General features: G+C 48.5%; 15 protein-coding genes. 6 read left to right on the top strand and 9 right to left on the bottom strand.

Annotated features, from left to right (window positions below; genetic code table 11):
• Positions 1-71 precede the first annotated feature (71 nt).
• The 3 genes from carA (at position 72) to NZM01_11325 (ending at position 2372) form a co-directional block, all read left to right on the top strand.
• Complete coding sequence (gene carA / locus NZM01_11335; GenBank protein ID MCS6960627.1) at positions 72-1208, top strand: glutamine-hydrolyzing carbamoyl-phosphate synthase small subunit; 1137 nt, start codon at positions 72-74, stop codon at positions 1206-1208.
• A 3-nt stretch (positions 1209-1211) separates the two neighbouring features.
• Positions 1212-1757: a Uma2 family endonuclease gene (locus NZM01_11330; protein MCS6960626.1), complete on the top strand. Its 546-nt coding sequence runs from the start codon at positions 1212-1214 to the stop codon at positions 1755-1757.
• A 69-nt stretch (positions 1758-1826) separates the two neighbouring features.
• Positions 1827-2372 carry a Uma2 family endonuclease gene (locus tag NZM01_11325; GenBank protein MCS6960625.1) on the top strand — a complete coding sequence of 182 codons (546 nt, stop codon included), beginning with the start codon at positions 1827-1829 and terminating at the stop codon, positions 2370-2372.
• 3 nt (positions 2373-2375) lie between these two features.
• Here the strand turns inward: NZM01_11325 and NZM01_11320 are convergent, their stop codons facing one another.
• Together NZM01_11320 and NZM01_11315 are read right to left on the bottom strand one after the other, a co-directional pair.
• Positions 2376-3566: an anion transporter gene (locus tag NZM01_11320; GenBank protein ID MCS6960624.1), complete on the bottom strand. Its 1191-nt coding sequence runs from the start codon at positions 3564-3566 to the stop codon at positions 2376-2378.
• Between the two features lie 4 nt (positions 3567-3570).
• On the bottom strand, positions 3571-5370 hold the full coding sequence (locus NZM01_11315) for an ABC transporter ATP-binding protein/permease (GenBank protein MCS6960623.1): 1800 nt from the start codon (positions 5368-5370) through the stop codon (positions 3571-3573).
• Positions 5371-5623: 253 nt separating this feature from the next.
• Here NZM01_11315 and gpmI point away from each other — a divergent pair, with 253 nt between their 5' ends.
• On the top strand, positions 5624-7216 hold the full coding sequence (gene gpmI / locus NZM01_11310; GenBank protein MCS6960622.1) for a 2,3-bisphosphoglycerate-independent phosphoglycerate mutase: 1593 nt from the start codon (positions 5624-5626) through the stop codon (positions 7214-7216).
• Position 7217: 1 nt separating this feature from the next.
• On the opposite strand, the gene pdhA is transcribed toward gpmI, so the two are convergent.
• Positions 7218-8228, bottom strand: a complete 1011-nt coding sequence (gene pdhA, locus NZM01_11305; protein ID MCS6960621.1) for a pyruvate dehydrogenase (acetyl-transferring) E1 component subunit alpha — start codon at positions 8226-8228, stop codon at positions 7218-7220.
• Between the two features lie 110 nt (positions 8229-8338).
• Between pdhA and NZM01_11300 the strand changes: the two genes are divergently transcribed.
• Entirely contained in the window at positions 8339-8533 is a 195-nt protein-coding gene (locus tag NZM01_11300; GenBank protein ID MCS6960620.1) for a hypothetical protein, read from the top strand.
• Between the two features lie 40 nt (positions 8534-8573).
• Positions 8574-8789 carry a hypothetical protein gene (locus NZM01_11295; protein ID MCS6960619.1) on the top strand — a complete coding sequence of 72 codons (216 nt, stop codon included), beginning with the start codon at positions 8574-8576 and terminating at the stop codon, positions 8787-8789.
• A 3-nt stretch (positions 8790-8792) separates the two neighbouring features.
• Here NZM01_11295 and NZM01_11290 read toward each other — a convergent pair whose 3' ends face one another.
• The 6 genes from NZM01_11290 to NZM01_11265 all read right to left on the bottom strand — a co-directional run bounded on the left by NZM01_11290 (position 8793) and on the right by NZM01_11265 (position 13365).
• Positions 8793-9971, bottom strand: a complete 1179-nt coding sequence (locus tag NZM01_11290; protein MCS6960618.1) for a TRC40/GET3/ArsA family transport-energizing ATPase — start codon at positions 9969-9971, stop codon at positions 8793-8795.
• A 96-nt stretch (positions 9972-10067) separates the two neighbouring features.
• Positions 10068-11315 (bottom strand): bifunctional glutamate N-acetyltransferase/amino-acid acetyltransferase ArgJ, encoded by a 1248-nt coding sequence (argJ, locus tag NZM01_11285; GenBank protein MCS6960617.1) that lies wholly within the window; start codon positions 11313-11315, stop codon positions 10068-10070.
• Positions 11312-11602, bottom strand: coding sequence for a DUF3181 family protein (locus NZM01_11280; protein ID MCS6960616.1), 291 nt, complete (start codon positions 11600-11602; stop codon positions 11312-11314). The genes argJ and NZM01_11280 overlap by 4 nt, the downstream gene beginning before the upstream one ends.
• Positions 11602-11835 carry a 2TM domain-containing protein gene (locus tag NZM01_11275; GenBank protein MCS6960615.1) on the bottom strand — a complete coding sequence of 78 codons (234 nt, stop codon included), beginning with the start codon at positions 11833-11835 and terminating at the stop codon, positions 11602-11604. The genes NZM01_11280 and NZM01_11275 overlap by 1 nt, the downstream gene beginning before the upstream one ends.
• 10 nt (positions 11836-11845) lie before the next feature.
• Positions 11846-12457 carry a class I SAM-dependent methyltransferase gene (locus NZM01_11270; protein MCS6960614.1) on the bottom strand — a complete coding sequence of 204 codons (612 nt, stop codon included), beginning with the start codon at positions 12455-12457 and terminating at the stop codon, positions 11846-11848.
• Positions 12458-12921: 464 nt separating this feature from the next.
• On the bottom strand, positions 12922-13365 hold the full coding sequence (locus tag NZM01_11265) for a hypothetical protein (GenBank protein ID MCS6960613.1): 444 nt from the start codon (positions 13363-13365) through the stop codon (positions 12922-12924).
• Between the last annotated feature and the right edge of the window lie 242 nt (positions 13366-13607).

The following is a 13607-nucleotide window of genomic DNA, read 5'->3' as shown; positions in this document are numbered from 1 at the left end:
TGTTAAACATTTACAGTTGCAGGGGGGAGCAGGCGCTACAATCTTTCCCCAGGCAGTTTAAGGAGAAGCGAGTGACGAAAGGCAAAGCTCTATTGGTGTTGGCAGATGGGACTACCTACAGGGGATTTAGCTTCGGTGCCCCAGGAACGGCGATCGGGGAGGTGGTATTCAACACGGGCATGACGGGGTATCAGGAGGTAATTACTGACCCTAGCTATAGGGGACAAATTGTCACTTTCACTTATCCCGAATTGGGCAACACAGGGGTCAATCACGAAGACCAGGAGTCCGATCGTCCCCAAGTCAAAGGGGTGATTGCGCGCAATGTCACCTATCAGCCCAGCAGTTGGCGGTCGGAACAGTCTTTACCTGACTATCTCAGAGCTAACCAGATTGTGGCGATTGGGGGGGTGGATACCCGTGCTTTGACTAGACATATCCGATCGGCGGGAGCGATGAATGGGGGAATTTCTACAGAAATACTGGAAGAGGAAGTGTTGTTGGCAAAGGTACAGTCTGCCCCGTCAATGGTAGGTTTGAACCTGGCGCAGGAGGTCTCTACTAAATCTATCTATGAGTGGAAGGAGCCTACCCCTCCCCATTGGCAATACGGTGCCCCCCCCCAGTCGCCGCGGTTTACGGTGGTAGCCATCGATTTTGGCATTAAGCGTAATATTCTCCGTCGGTTGGTGAGCTACGGCTGTCGCGTGATTGTTGTGCCTGCTGATACGCCCCCTGAGGTTATCCTCTCCTATGATCCTGACGGTATCTTTCTCTCCAATGGCCCTGGTGACCCCGCTGCCGTTACTACGGGGATTGTGACCGCCAAGTCTCTCCTGCAGGCGGGGAAGCCCATGTTTGGTATTTGTCTGGGGCATCAAATTCTCGGTTTGGCTATGGGGGGAGATACCTACAAGCTCAAGTTTGGCCATCGCGGCTTGAATCATCCCTGTGGTTTAGAATCCAACGTGGAAATTACCAGTCAGAACCATGGCTTTGCCCTCAGTGCTGAAAGTTTCAACTCTAATGTGCTGGTTACCCACTGGAACTTAAACGATCGGACAGTGGCGGGTCTTGCCCATACTGAGTTACCTATTTTTTCTGTGCAATACCACCCAGAAGCTAGTCCTGGTCCCCATGATGCTGATTACCTATTCGCTCGTTTTATCGAGATGATGGAAAAATATAAGCAGCGTAGTGAGACTTGAGGTATGGGGTTGACGGTTAAAGACCTAGAGAAGGTACAGGCAAAGTTAGAAGACGAGTATCGGTTGGAGCTGGTGGGGGGTGAGATTATTGTTATGCCTCCATCGGGCTATGAGTCAGATGAAGTGGCTGCTGAATTTTCCAGACAGTTAGCCAACTGGGTTAGACCCCGCAAGTTAGGTAGAGTGACGGGGGCAGGGGCAGGTTTTATCCTCCCCAATGCTGATACCCGCGCTCCCGATGTGTCGTTTGTCAGAGCCGATCGTTTACCCCGTAGTCCCCAGGGATTTGCTGCTATTGTTCCCGATTTGATTGTGGAGGTGAAGTCCCCCACGGATAGGCTGCTTGCTTTGCGGCAAAAAATTGACAGTTTTCTGGAGCAAGGCACTCAGGTGGGCATCCTAGTTAACCCAGAACAGAGGTGGGTCGAGGTACGGCGATTAGGGGTTGAACCTATCCAACTGCAAGATGGGGATGTATTAACTCTGCCTGAACTTCTCCCTGGCTGGCAGTTAGCGATTGCTGACCTGTGGTCGCCTATTTTCCCATGAGTTTACTGAGGGAAGCCCAAACTGCCCACAGATTTTTGCAAAGAAAAGATGAGAGTTGGAGTTAGGAGTATGTCCTTAACTATCAAGGACTTGGAGAAAATCCAGTCTAAATTAGGCGATGAGTATCGGCTGGAGCTAGTGGGGGGAGAGATCATTGTTATGCCGCCATCGGGTTATGAGTCGGATGAAGTGGCCGCCGAATTTACGGCTCAACTACGCAACTGGGTTAGACCCCGCAAGTTAGGTAGAGTGACGGGGGCAGGGGCAGGTTTTATTCTCCCCAATGCTGATACCCGCGCTCCCGATGTGTCGTTTGTCAGAGCCGATCGTCTACCCCGTAGTCCCCAGGGATTTGCTGCTATTGTTCCCGATTTGATTGTGGAGGTGAAGTCCCCCACGGATAGGCTGCTTGCTTTGCGGCAAAAAATTGACAGTTTTCTGGAGCAAGGCACTCAGGTAGGCATCCTAGTTAACCCAGAACAGAGGTGGGTCGAGGTACGGCAATTGGGAACAGAGCCAATCCAACTGCAAGATGGGGATGTCCTGACTCTACCGAACCTGCTCCCTGGCTGGCAGTTACCTATTTCTGACTTATGGTCACCTGTGTTTGAGTAAAACCTAAAGAATCCACAGATAAGCAATTGCCAAAGTACCGATCGTTAAAGGTATGCCATAACAAGCGTGAGTCCAGAAATTGAGTTTGTGACCTTCCCGCTCCGCTGCTTCTGCTGTGATTAAGTTAGCCACCGCGCCAAATAAAGTGAAATTTCCGCCCAGAGTAGAAGCTGCTGCTAGCAGTAACCAACTATTAGTATCCCCCTCACCGATTAATGGGTAAAGTAGTAGCACCGTAGGCACGTTAGAAATCAAGTTCGATAGAATTGTTACAGTAGTCAGAAAACCGATCGGGTGTTGTATAAGGGGAAAAAACACTGTTAGTAAATCTGTAGAACGTACCACTTCTGTGAGAACAAATAGCCCGCAGAATAAAATCAATAGTCCCCACTCAATATGATGGAAAAAACGATCGGGTTTTAATCTTCTCGTAATTAAAAAGCCTGTTGCCGCCAGTAGAGCAGATTCTGCTAGGGGTAAGCCCAGCAAAAAAGCCACCATGAGACCGATCGTGATAGCAATACTTTTGTAGAACAAAGGGGGATAGGTCTTTACGCTACCTACATTGGGTAGGGGAAATGGCTTTAGTGACCGCAAATCAGGATAGTAGAGGTATAGCAACCCCACAGTGAGAATGAGACCAAAGATCGCAATAGGGGTCATCACTAAGGCAAAATCCCTATAGGGAATGCCAGAAAAAGAACCGATGAGAATATTTTGGGGATTGCCACTCAAAGTAGCCACAGAACCGATATTAGTTGCTGCTGCCAGTCCCAATAAATAGGGGACAGGATTGAGTTGTAAAACTTGACAAATTTGTACAGTAAGGGGTGTACAAACTAATGCCAAAGTATCATTCAATAAAAAGGCGGATAAAAAACCACTACCCCCCACTAAGGTTACCAACAAACCAAGGGGATTATGAGTTAAACGAATCAAATTAACTAATACAACTTGAAAGAATCCTCCATAAGCTAGCCCTGCATTGACAACCATCATACTGAGCAAAAAAACGATCGTTTTGCCGTCAATACTGCGCCAAGCCTGTTCTACAGATAAAGCACCCAAACCAATCAAAAGGGCAGAACCTACCAGGGCGATCGTGGGACGATTCATGCGCAAACCAGGGATATAACCCAACGCAATGCCTAGGTAAGTGACCAGCAAAACAACGTAAATCAAAATCTCACGCACTTTTTTAATGGGTAATCACTTCTTGAATTTGGTTGAGGCGATAGTATAAGCCCTGCTGCTTTAGTAATTCCCAGTGGGTACCCCGTTCTACAATCCGCCCCCGATCGAGGACGAGAATTTGATCCGCTTCCCGCACAGTGCTGAGACGGTGAGCAATAATAATAGTCGTCACTGTACCTTGAATTTGCCGCATGGCTAACTGAATTGCCCGCTCTGATTCGTAGTCTAAACTGGAGGTAGCTTCATCAAAAATCAGCACATCGGGATTAACTAACAGTGCCCTAGCAATGCCCAAACGCTGCCTTTGTCCCCCTGATAACCGCAAGCCCCGTTCCCCCACGATCGTGTATAAACCTTGGGGCAATAGAGGTAAAAAATCATCCACCTTAGCAATAGCACAAGCCCGCTTTACCTCTTCCAAACTAGCCTGGGGATTGCCATAGACCAAATTTTCTAAAAGTGTACCATTAAAAACATCTACCTCCTGATGCACAATTGCCAGACGTTTCCGATACCCTAAAATTTCAAAATTTTCGATCGGTTCTCCATCCAACAAAATTTTGCCTGTAGTGGGGGAGAAATAGCGCAATAATAACTTCACTATGGTAGATTTCCCTGAGCCAGACTTCCCCACTAAAGCCACAGTTTGGTAAGGCTCGATCGTAAAGTTAATATCCTCTAAAACCAATCGGATACCGTCATAGCTAAAACCTACATTTCTAAACTCAATTTTCCCTGCAAACTTATAGGGCACGGGCTGGGCAAAAATATTAGGACTGTCCTTACCGACAGGTAATTGCATAAACTCATGAAAACGAATCATAGAAGCATAGCGGCGGGCAAAAATTTCCATAAAAGTACTAATTGGCTCTAACTCAGAATAGGCCATACTGGAAATAGTCAAAGTAGTAATAAATTGCCCTAGGGTAATTTGCCCTGCTAAGGTCGCCCTCAAAGTGAGAACAAGGACAATAAATACCCCTGCCTGTACTAACGTCCGCTGCTTTGTCCCCAGCACTACATAACCTAGGTGAATGCCATGGATGATAGATTTTAATTCCCGCTTTAACCGATCGTGTTGCCGTTTCCACTCCCTCCCCTCATTGGCAAAGGCTTTTACGGTTTTAATGTTAGTAATAATTTCGGAAGTACGACTTTCAGTATTTTCCTGATGCTTTTCCAGTAATTCCTCCTTGCTAATTAACTTATATAAATCCCGCACGGAAAATTGCAAAATAAACACAAATAGCCCTAAAAATAAAATGGCAATTCCTGGGGCAACTGCTAAAATCATCAAAAAAATCGCCGTCACCCTGGCTAACTTGGGAATTAACTGCCCCGCAATATCGGGATAACTCCAGGTGTGATTGGATAAGCCCCGCGCCACCCGCCCTGCAATGCGACCAGGATTATTCTCCTCATAAAATTCCAAAGGCAAAGAAAGAATTTTGGCAATTGTCCGATCGGTCTGTTCCCGCCGTGCACTCAGAGCAATTAACCAGTGAAACCAAGAACTAACCCAGGGTTGAATCGGCGCCCGCACCACCGTTGCCAAAAAAGTAATAAATAGCAATACCCCCAGAGTTAACGATCGTTGATCTGTAGTAAACCAACCCTCTACTTGTCTAACTAGATTGTTAACCAAGGGGTCAACGGGCTGCTGGGATAACACATTCAAAATTTGCCCAATGGCATAGGGCACCACTAAATCAATCACCTCAAACAGACAGGAAGCCACAATACTAAATAACGCTATCCCCCTGTAGGATTTGTAATAACTAATGATGTCTTTGAAACTTGCCATAGGTGCCGATCTGTAGTTGCCCTCCCCTCATTTTAATGTTTTCTTCACAAAACAGGTGTACCCCCCTTGCTCTATCTTTAGGTATAGGTAGAAATCGATATTGACATTCCCCTGACAGAGGGGTTGACTTGATCCCGAACAAAACATTAAATTTTTGTGAATAATGGGTGGTGAAGTGGCAACCTAGTAGATAGCGATAGTGTTGTCTTTGCTACCAAGTTTGTCCACAGTAGAAGGAAGTTGGGGTGTATCTATGAGTGCTGCATTAGTCTCACCTGTAGTTTTAGTAATTTTGGACGGTTGGGGCTATCGAGAGGAAAAGGACGGTAATGCTATTGCAGCTGCCAAGACCCCCGTTATGGATTCACTGTGGCAGACCTACCCTCACACACTGTTGCAAGCATCGGGCAAGGACGTGGGGTTACCCAGAGGACAGATGGGCAACTCAGAGGTGGGTCACCTCAACATTGGTGCAGGCAGGATTGTCCCCCAGGAATTGGTGCGGATTTCCGATGCGGTCGAGGATGGCACGATCCTACAGAATGCTACCTTGCAGTCTTTATGTGAAAGAATCAAGGGGCACAAGTTGCATCTCCTCGGACTTTGTTCCGATGGGGGGGTACACTCTCATATTGACCATTTGATTGCATTGCTGGATGTTGCCCAACTGCATGGAATTACGGAGGTCTGTATCCACGCTATCCTGGACGGCAGAGATACTCCCCCAACCTCAGGGCGGGGCTACATTGAGTATTTACAACGGGCGATCGATCGGCGGGGCATAGGTCGGATTGTCACAGTCAGTGGTCGCTACTTTGCTATGGATAGAGACCGCCGGTGGGACAGGGTACAAAAGGCTTACCACGTCCTGACTACGCCAGAGATAGGGGAGTATACCTCAGCGCAGGAGTTGCTTCAAGCCTGCTATGACCAAAACATTACGGATGAATTTATTCCCCCCACCCGTATAGCACCGGGGGTAATTGAAGCGGGGGATGGGGTAGTGTTCTGTAACTTTAGACCCGATCGGGCGCGGGAATTGACCCAGGCTTTGGTTGACCCTGAGTTCAAGGGGTTTGCACGGGAGCTAATCTCACCGCTGGCAATGGTGACTTTTACCCAGTATGACCCTAATCTGCCTGTAGGAGTAGTATTCCCACCCCAAAGTTTGACCAATTTGCTAGGTCAGGTGATTGCGGAGCACGGACTGCGGCAGTTTCGCATTGCGGAGACGGAGAAATATGCCCACGTCACCTACTTTTTTGACGGTGGTAGAGAGGAACCCAATCCCTTAGAAGACCGCCACCTAGTTAACAGCCCCCAAGTTTCTACCTATGACCAGCAGCCGGCGATGTCGGCCCGGGAAGTAACGAAGATTCTGAAAAATGCGATCGAGCAGGGGGTTTACTCCTTTATTGTGGTGAATTACGCCAACCCCGATATGGTGGGACATACGGGTAACTATGAAGCGACGGTGGCGGCGATCGAGCAGGTGGACTATTGCCTAGGAGAGGTATTGGAGAGTGTAGCGCGGGTAGGGGGAACAGTTTTAATCACTGCCGATCATGGCAACGCGGAACTGATGTGGGACGAACACCACCAGCCCTGGACTGCCCATACAACCAATCCTGTGCCCTTTATTTTGGTGGAAGGAGAGCGGCGCAAGATTCCAGGCTCTGGGGGCGAGGTAAGATTACGATCGGGGGGCAGACTAGCAGACATTGCACCGACTGTCCTGCAAATTTTGGGCTTACCCCAACCCCCGGAAATGACCGGTGTGTCACTGATTGAACCAGTGGAATATGAACTGGTTACCTCCAGGGTGCCTGTAAAAATAGGAGCCTAATTTATTCGTCTTCGGCAAACTGGTAAAGGTAGAGGTCTTTGGGATCGGGTTCAGGGGAATCGTCAGCAAATTGTACGGCATCCTCAACTACCAACTGCACCTTACGCTCGATCGCCTCTAGTTCAGCCTGGGTAGCTAGACCCCATTCCAGGATTTTTGCCTGCAGTAGTTTGATGGGATCGCGGGCGAACCAAAACTCCTTCTCCTGGGGGGAACGCAATTCATCGGGATCAGCTAAGGAATGCCCACGGAAACGGTAGGTCATACATTCTAGGAGGGTGGGACCTTCTCCCGATCGTGCTCTGGCGATTGCCTCTTGGGTCGCCTGTCTAACAGCTAAAACGTCCATGCCATCTATTTCCTGTCCCGGCATGCCAAATACCGCTGCTTTTTTGTGAATTCTGGTATCCGCTGCTGCCCTGGGGTGTGCCATCCCGATCGCCCAGTTGTTATTTTCCACGATGAAGATGATGGGCAATTTCCATAGTGCTGCCATGTTGAGAGTTTCAAAGAACTGACCGTTGTTAGTTGCCCCATCGCCAAAGAAACAAGCAGTGACTTGGTCTGCATTTTCCCCCAGGACTTCCCGCCGATATTTAGTTTGGAACGCTGCCCCTGCTGCCACAGGGATGCCCTCAGCCACAAAGGCAAAACCCCCTAAAAAGTTGTGCTCAGCGGAGAACAAGTGCATGGAACCACCCCGTCCTTTGCTACAGCCAGTCACCTTGCCAAACAGTTCTGCCATCACTGCCCGTGGCGAAATGCCCTTACTGAGGGCGTGAACGTGATCGCGGTAGGTGCTGCACACATAGTCATCCGAGCGCAATGCCTTAATTACCCCTGTGGACACCGCCTCCTGCCCGTTATAGAGGTGGACGAAGCCAAACATCTTTCCCCTGTAATACATCTCGGCGCATTTATCCTCGAAGGTACGCCCCAAGACCATGTCTTCGTAGAGAATGAGAGCCTCGCTCTTGCTCAAGTCAGAGGGGTTTGCCACAGCTTGTACCATAGATGACGTACTACCTCAAAATAAACAAATTGTCTTCCAGTTTAACCTAAATTGCTAGAAAAGCAGACGCAAGACTTATACTATACATAAATGGAGAGTTATGAAGTTTTATGGACGAACTGCGCCCTATCTGGGAGGCTTTTGCGCTGCAGCCCGTTGCTTTTTTGGGGGGGTTGTTGTCTGGCTTTTTGCGTCTTGACCCCCAGCAGGACCCCCTCAAATCTTGGCTACAGGAACAGGGCGTAAACACTCCTATCCCCACCCCAGAAACGGAAAAACGTCCTCAAAGTATTTCCATTGAATAGGGGGGGTATAATCAAAGCAGTGTGATGAGGAAGTGCCAAGGTGGATACTAAGCCAACTGACAGTGCCTTTCCCTTTAGCTATCATCCTGAGGGAGATAACTTTGCCCAGGGGATGACTAAGCGGGAATTTTTTGCTCTCATGCTGATGCAGGGATTGAATGCCAGCAACCTGCAGTTTGAAGATATTTACCAAAAAGCGAGACAGGCGGTAGCAGAGGCAGATGCCTTAATTGAGGTCCTCAACGAGGTGGAATGAACCCTAGCGTTGGGCAAAGCGAATTTTTAAGAAGTCTTCTTCCATCTTGGCACCACTAGGTTGGAGAAGGGAGAGAGCTTGGGGAAGAACTAGGTTGCGGCGATGATTGCCTATGCGGATGTTAAGTTCATCCCCTGTCTTGGACAGTTCGATCTGCTCCTTGGGTACCCCAGGTAAATATAGCTCTAAGCGATACTCGCTGTTCTCTTCTACCACACGAATGGTGTTTTCTTTGTAGTAAACCTGGGTGGGGTCTTCATCACCGTAGAGGGTGTCTTTCAACCTTTCCAGGGCAGCTAGTCCACACATTTCCTCTTCGTAGAGGGGTACCTGCTTGATGGGTAGAGGATGAAAGTCAGCTTTGATCTGCTCACAGTATTCCTTTTGCATCTTCTTCCAGGTCTGAAAGAAGGGGTCTTGGACTGTGTCGGGAATGATGCGATTGGCAATTACTAAATCAGTGGCAACATTGTACAGACTGAGATAGGCATGGGCGCGTAGGGACTCCTTGATGACCATTTTTTCTGGGTTGGTCACTAAACGAACAGTGGTCTTACTATTGTCTACTAGGATTTTTTCTAAGGCTTCTAGTTGCTGGTAAAACTCATAGGGAGCATCCATTACCTCTTGGTTGGGCAGGGAAAAACCAGCGATCGGGCGAAATAGGGGTTCCACTAGGGGACGCAGTGCCGCCGATACTGCCTGCAGGGGTTTGTAAAAGCGCCGCATGTACCATCCCGCTACTTCGGGCAAGGAGAGTAAGCGTAAAGCTGTACCTGTGGGGGCGGAGTCAATAATCAAGACATCAAATATCCCTTCGTCATAGTGGCGTTTGACCCGTACTAGTCCAAAAATTTCATCCATACCAGGGAGAATTGCCAATTCCTCTGCCTGTACTCCATCTAAACCCCGCGCCTGTAATACGTCGCTGATGTAGCGCTTGACTGCCCCCCAATTGCCTTCTAGCTCCCGCAGGGCATCTAGTTCCGCTCCCCAGAGGTTAGGGCGAATTTGTATAGGATCATGGGATAATTCCCGATCGAAACTATCCGCTAGGGAGTGAGCAGGGTCTGTGCTCAATACTAAAGTTTTGTAACCAAGTTCTGCACAGCGTAGACCTGTAGCCGCTGCCATGGAGGTCTTGCCTACCCCTCCTTTGCCTGTCATTAAAATTGTGCGCATGGTTAATTCTCAATAGTTTATCTATCTTAACATCACCTGCACTGGCTAGGTCTTACCACTAAAAACGATCGCTAGGAGGGGTAGTTCTGTATGGGGCTAGGTTGTGTATTCTGCGTTGATGCGCACGTAGTCGTAGGTGAGGTCACATCCCCAAGCTATCCCCTGCCCCTTGCCTTCTCCAATCTGTACCTGAATCACTACAGGAGCGTCAATTTTTTGCTCCTTGCCCGATCGTTCCGCTTGCTCTCTGAGATATTGGGAAGCACCAGCCCGATCGAATTCCAGGGGTTGTCCCCGTTCCATGAGCAGATAGTCCCCCAGTTGAATACGGAGTTGGGTGGGGTCAAAAGGTACGCCACTGCGACCGGCTGCTGCTGCAATCCTGCCCCAGTTGGGGTCTCTGCCAAAAATGGCTGACTTCAGGAGAGAGGAACTAGCGATCGTTCTAGCCATTTGCCTAGCCTCCTCATCAGTGCCAGCCCCCTCTACCTGTACTTCGATTAGGCACGTTGCCCCCTCTCCATCCCGCGCTACTTTTTTAGCCAGATAAATGCACAAATCCGTGAGCATAGACTCGATCGTTTTTGCCGCCTCCGAGTCGGGGTCAGAGACTAGGGGTAACCCAGACCGATCGTTACACAGCGCCAACACCATATCGTTAGTGCTGGTATCCCCATCGACGGTAATTTGGTTGAAACTTTTGTCTGCCGCCCGCCGTAACATTGCCTGCCACAGAGAGGGTTCCACAGGGGCATCACAGGTAATGAAACCTAACATAGTTGCCATTTGGGGGTGGATCATCCCTGACCCCTTTGCCATCCCTCCTATCCGTACCGTTACACCCTCAATCTCCGTTTCGAACGCCTGTACTTTTGTCACTAAGTCAGTGGTCACGATCGCCTGGGCAGCTGCCATTCCCCCCTCCCTGGACAGAGCTGCTACTGCTTGGGGAATCCCCGTTAGGAATTTCTCCCGATCGATTTGTCTGCCAATTACCCCCGTTGAAGCCACCAAAATGCCATCTTGCGTGCCTAATGCCTCCTGTAAACAGCGGATACTTGCCAGCATGATCTCTTCCCCCAGCTTGCCTGTACAAGCATTTGCCTGGCCCGCATTGCAGAGAATGGCTTTGAATTTGTTTTGGCTAGACAGTACCTGTCGATCGTAGTCCACACAAGCCGCCCGCACCACGGAAGTAGTAAACACACCCGCTCCCGTGGCTGGCACTTCCGAGACTATCAAAGCTAAATCCGGCAAGCCCGATGGCTTTAATCCCGCCCGAATGCCACTGGCCCAAAAGCCCTGGGGTGCTGTCACCCCTCCCTCAACTACCTTCCAGTTCACCGATCGTCCTCAATTAAAATTTCCCACAGTTGCGTAATCACCCGCTCGGGGACAAAATCCAGGAGGGGGACAGTTTTCCCACTGCCTAGCGTAATCGGCGTACTGGCAAAGATGGCAGCAATCCGTTCCCGTTCCAGCTTGTGCGCCTCAATTAGGGGTGCAATTTCCTCTGCCAGCTTGACGTGGAGATGGGCATCGTTAGCATACAACCGCCATTTTGCTACCTCCAAATAGACAACCTCCCCGATCGTTGCCGCCAGTTGTTCAATTTCCTCGCTCGTAGTCATTAGGACTTCCTCTTGCTCAGTACCCACAGGGCGTGGCTAAGGAGAACTGTCGCCCAACTAATAGTTAACCACCTCCACCCTAACCAGTCCGATCGTTGTAACAAAACGAAAAACCACAGTCCGCTATTCACTGCAGCGAAGACCATCAAATGTAAAAGAAAATTGACACGGCGTTCTAATCGTTGGTAGCCAGGGTCGTCAGGATGGGGAGGATAGGGTAGGCTAGGGGGCATGGACAATCTCTCACTTACGCCTAGCTATTACAGCATAAAAGGGGTCACTAAACCAACTGGGACGGGCAATCACCTCTGGCTCCGTAAATAGACCGCTTTCAGTAAAATAACCCTTTACCAGCTCTACTCTTTCCTTCTCCGAGGCATTGATCCAAGCTTGAATTGCTTTGGTGAAAAACATGCGATTAGAAAAACTCACGATCGCTATTCCCCCTGGTTTAAGAATACGGGCAATCTCCCTAAACACAGCCTCTGGATACTGCAGATACTGCACTGATACCGCATTCAACACCGCATCAAAGGTGGCATCCTCGTAGGGCAATCGCTGATTTTGATTGAGATTTTGCACAAAATAACGATCGAGTTGGGGATTGTGGGCTAACTCCTCTGCATTGAGACCATGCCCTTCCACCCTGGCATATTTTATCTCTTTGGGCAGATGGGAAACCCAACTACTCATCAGATCAAGAATGACCATATCGGGGCGCAGATACTTACGGTAGAGATTAGTCAATTGCAGGATGAACAGTTGGTCAACATGAGTAACTAAGCGGGGTTGCAAATAGAATAAGGTGTCGTCTGTTTCATCTAACTTGCGCCGCTGTTCTGCAGAGAGAATCATAAAATTAAGTTAGTAATTAGTCCGTGGTTAGTCAACTTAGCATAAATTGGGGTCAAAAATATATAGCCAGGGGAATAGACATTCAAGGCTGGATTAAGTGTTGCTCATTTTGTTCCTGAGACAAAATTGCTTGTCTTTGTCTGAAATACCACCACCAGGGAATGATGTATGAGCTACAGAATAGTCCACCTGCTCCGATGCAAAGGAGGGTCACGATAGGGGAAAAGCCAAATTTGGAACCAAAGCCCAGACTAAAACCCAAGAAAATACTTGTGATAACTCTATAGATAAACTTTATAGTTCTGATTCTTTTTACTTTGACAAAGGCAGGATCATCATAAAAACTTGAAGAACTTAATTCATTCGCGTGCAGTAAGACTACAATTCCGAACAAAAAAGATAGCGGCGCTAGAAAAGGCACTAAAACTCTAAACCAAAACGGCAGAGTTTCTACAAATAGTATTCTAAACCCTCCAAAAATACCGATAAATAACCCCAGACCAGCAATAGTAAATAGAGCTATAGCCAAGATTATATCTTTTGAACCTTTCAAAATAGGGCGTACTGCATGTTGAAACACCACGACGGGGTGAGTCACAACCTATGAGTTGAGAGAGCATGCGTCCTTGTTTGTATTCCTGCACCAGGCAAAAGCCGTCTGCTGTTTCCAAGGTATCGAGGTAGCGGGGAATGCCAGGATGGTCTAATTCTTTGAGGGTTTGCATTTCTCGTTCGATGGCTTTGAATCCGTCCCAGGTTCTGCCCTTGGCAAACTGGAATTGTTTGATGACCACAGGTTGACCTGCTTGATTGTGAGCCAGGTAGGTGACGCGTCCGCCCAAGGGATTACGTCCCAGTTCACACAGTACCTGGTAACCTTGCCTGGAAAAGTCAGGAAAGTTGTTCACAGTAACTGCCCGCTTACCCAACCCCTGCAGTCACATCTGTATCATCCCGTGCCTATATCTCAGACAAAAATTTACGAAAACTTAATCTCGTAATTCTGCTTTTTCCATCCAGATGATTTGCTCTTATGCGTTTGCATTAATTGTTTTCTATAGACCTTTGTTATCTAACTTCAATCTATATCTACTAGCCATCGTCCCAGAGTTTGAAAAAGGGGATTAGCTTCTGTACCCAATGCCTGCAC

Source organism: Pseudanabaenaceae cyanobacterium SKYG29 (assembly GCA_025055675.1).
GTDB lineage: Bacteria > Cyanobacteriota > Cyanobacteriia > Pseudanabaenales > Pseudanabaenaceae > M5B4.
Note: the sequence above shows the minus strand (reverse complement) of the source record. Positions and strands in the feature narration are given on the sequence as shown.

Bases quoted from the DNA above. Each gene is read 5' to 3' on its own strand.
- NZM01_11330 (MCS6960626.1), top strand. From the start codon at position 1,212: ATGGGGTTGACGGTTAAAGACCTAGAGAAGGTACAGGCAAAGTTAGAA.
- NZM01_11325 (MCS6960625.1), top strand. From the start codon at position 1,827: ATGTCCTTAACTATCAAGGACTTGGAGAAAATCCAGTCTAAATTAGGC.
- NZM01_11315 (MCS6960623.1), bottom strand. From the start codon at position 5,370: ATGGCAAGTTTCAAAGACATCATTAGTTATTACAAATCCTACAGGGGG.
- gpmI (MCS6960622.1), top strand. From the start codon at position 5,624: ATGAGTGCTGCATTAGTCTCACCTGTAGTTTTAGTAATTTTGGACGGT.
- pdhA (MCS6960621.1), bottom strand. From the start codon at position 8,228: ATGGTACAAGCTGTGGCAAACCCCTCTGACTTGAGCAAGAGCGAGGCT.
- NZM01_11300 (MCS6960620.1), top strand. From the start codon at position 8,339: ATGGACGAACTGCGCCCTATCTGGGAGGCTTTTGCGCTGCAGCCCGTT.
- NZM01_11290 (MCS6960618.1), bottom strand. From the start codon at position 9,971: ATGCGCACAATTTTAATGACAGGCAAAGGAGGGGTAGGCAAGACCTCC.
- NZM01_11280 (MCS6960616.1), bottom strand. From the start codon at position 11,602: ATGACTACGAGCGAGGAAATTGAACAACTGGCGGCAACGATCGGGGAG.
- NZM01_11275 (MCS6960615.1), bottom strand. From the start codon at position 11,835: ATGCCCCCTAGCCTACCCTATCCTCCCCATCCTGACGACCCTGGCTAC.
- NZM01_11270 (MCS6960614.1), bottom strand. From the start codon at position 12,457: ATGATTCTCTCTGCAGAACAGCGGCGCAAGTTAGATGAAACAGACGAC.